Here is a 1526-nt window from a genome sequence, read left to right on the forward strand (position 1 = left end):
CAGCTGCTCGCTTAAACTCAGCACCTGCGTGCTCAAGTCCGACACGCGCTCGTTCAGCACCGCGTTCTCCCGTTGCATAAGCCCAGACATCTTCTGCCATTCCGCGAAGGCGCTCTCCCATTCGTCCAGCCTTTGCGAGTAGTCCTGATGTAGCTGCTCTAATGCGGTCAGCAACTGCTTTTCCAGCTCTGTCATTTTCCGCTACTCCTGTTTCAGGCGGATCCAGGTCGTCCCGTCGTAGGGGATGGCTTCGGCTTGCATCCCCGGCGGCAGGATAAGGAACCTCCGGCCGTCGCTGCTCTCCTGATAGCGCACTCCCCACGTCCGGGCAGTCATTTTCGCCAGGGTATCTTCCTGCTGACGAAGATGTGTGTAATTGTCGGTTATCTGCTGCCCCTGCCACCACAGAATGCTCCCGCTCGTGGCGATCAGCAGCGCTGACACCATCAGGATGGTGAGCCATGCCCTCCCGGCTGTCAGCAGCACGCTCCGCCGGTTTTTCTCCATCGCCTCGCTCATACTCTGTTCGTGGGCGCTGATGGCGTCGCTGATTCTCCTCGCGCTTGCGCTCAGTTCCGCTCTGACAGACTGCTCGTGCTCGCTGAATGCGGCTTTCAGCATCTCGCCGGTACTCTGCTGCTGCGCTTTCGATTTCTGCTCCAAGTCCTTCGCCAGCGTTAAAAGACTGCTCATAGATGGCTCCCTTCAGTCGGATGTTTCGCCCCCCGTCCGGGTCGGCAATGCTGATGCTGCTTTTCGTGCTGCGCACCACCTCAAAACCTGCGCTTTCCAGCGCCTCAGTGACGTCCTGACGGGTTTTCAGCTCCCCGGATGAGGCAAGGGCAAGCAGGCCGCGCGTAATCGCCTGGGCAGCTTCCTGCTTCGCTTCCGGCAGCGCGGACGGCGTGACCAGCGCCCGCCGGTTTTCCGGCGCGTTCGGGTCGTGCAGCCCCAGCCGGCCGTTGACCACCGTCTGCCAGGCATCGATGCGCGGCCGGTCGGCGCGGTCGTAGTACGGCTGGAGCCGCCTGCCGGTCAGCAGCTCGGTATTGGGGATCAGAAAGTTCAGCTCCAGACGCCCCTTGTCCGCGTGCTCCACCCACAGAATGCTGTACTGATCTTTATCGAGGCCGGGCATCAGAACACGCTCGAAGCTGGCCATCAGTTTTTCCCGCTGGCCGGGAGGCAGATCTGCCTCCGCAAACGACAGTACGCCGGAGGTGTATTTCTTCACGTAAGGCGACACATCAATCAGCTCCCGGACTTCTTCCGGCTTGCCCTGCAGGACGGTGGCGCCTTCACGCTGCCGGTCTTTACCCAGCAAATAGTCCACCGGCCCGGCGCCACCGCCGCGACCGCGCGGATGAAATTTAATGATCATCGTCCGTTCCTTTCTCAAGAACGGCGTGCCGCAGCTGCTCAAGGCCGGCATCGATTGCCATCAGCGCCGCCACAATCTGCACCCTGTCATGGCCGGTACCGCCGCCGGCGTTAACGCGGCGGGCTATCTGGTTCAGGTTGTTGCC

The 1526-nt window shown here is 61.5% G+C and carries 3 protein-coding genes; all 3 read right to left on the bottom strand.

Going from position 1 to position 1526, the window contains the following annotated elements; translation table 11 throughout:
* On the bottom strand, nt 1-195 hold a 195-nt coding region (locus ACFCYJ_RS27420), incomplete at its 3' end, for an MbeD family mobilization/exclusion protein (protein ID WP_376079113.1).
* 6 nt (nt 196-201) lie between these two features.
* Nucleotides 202-693, bottom strand: a complete 492-nt coding sequence (locus ACFCYJ_RS27425; protein ID WP_063844470.1) for an MbeB family mobilization protein — start codon at nt 691-693, stop codon at nt 202-204.
* 677 nt (nt 694-1370) lie between these two features.
* Nucleotides 1371-1517: a plasmid mobilization relaxosome protein MobC gene (mobC, locus tag ACFCYJ_RS27430; RefSeq protein ID WP_483869495.1), complete on the bottom strand. Its 147-nt coding sequence runs from the start codon at nt 1515-1517 to the stop codon at nt 1371-1373.
* Between the last annotated feature and the right edge of the window lie 9 nt (nt 1518-1526).

Source organism: Lysinibacillus sp. NPDC056232 (assembly GCF_042267565.1).
GTDB lineage: Bacteria > Bacillota > Bacilli > Bacillales_A > Planococcaceae > Lysinibacillus.

What these genes read in the sequence shown, in the direction of transcription:
- ACFCYJ_RS27425 (WP_063844470.1), bottom strand. Translation starts at nt 693, where the DNA reads ATGAGCAGTCTTTTAACGCTGGCGAAGGACTTGGAGCAGAAATCGAAA.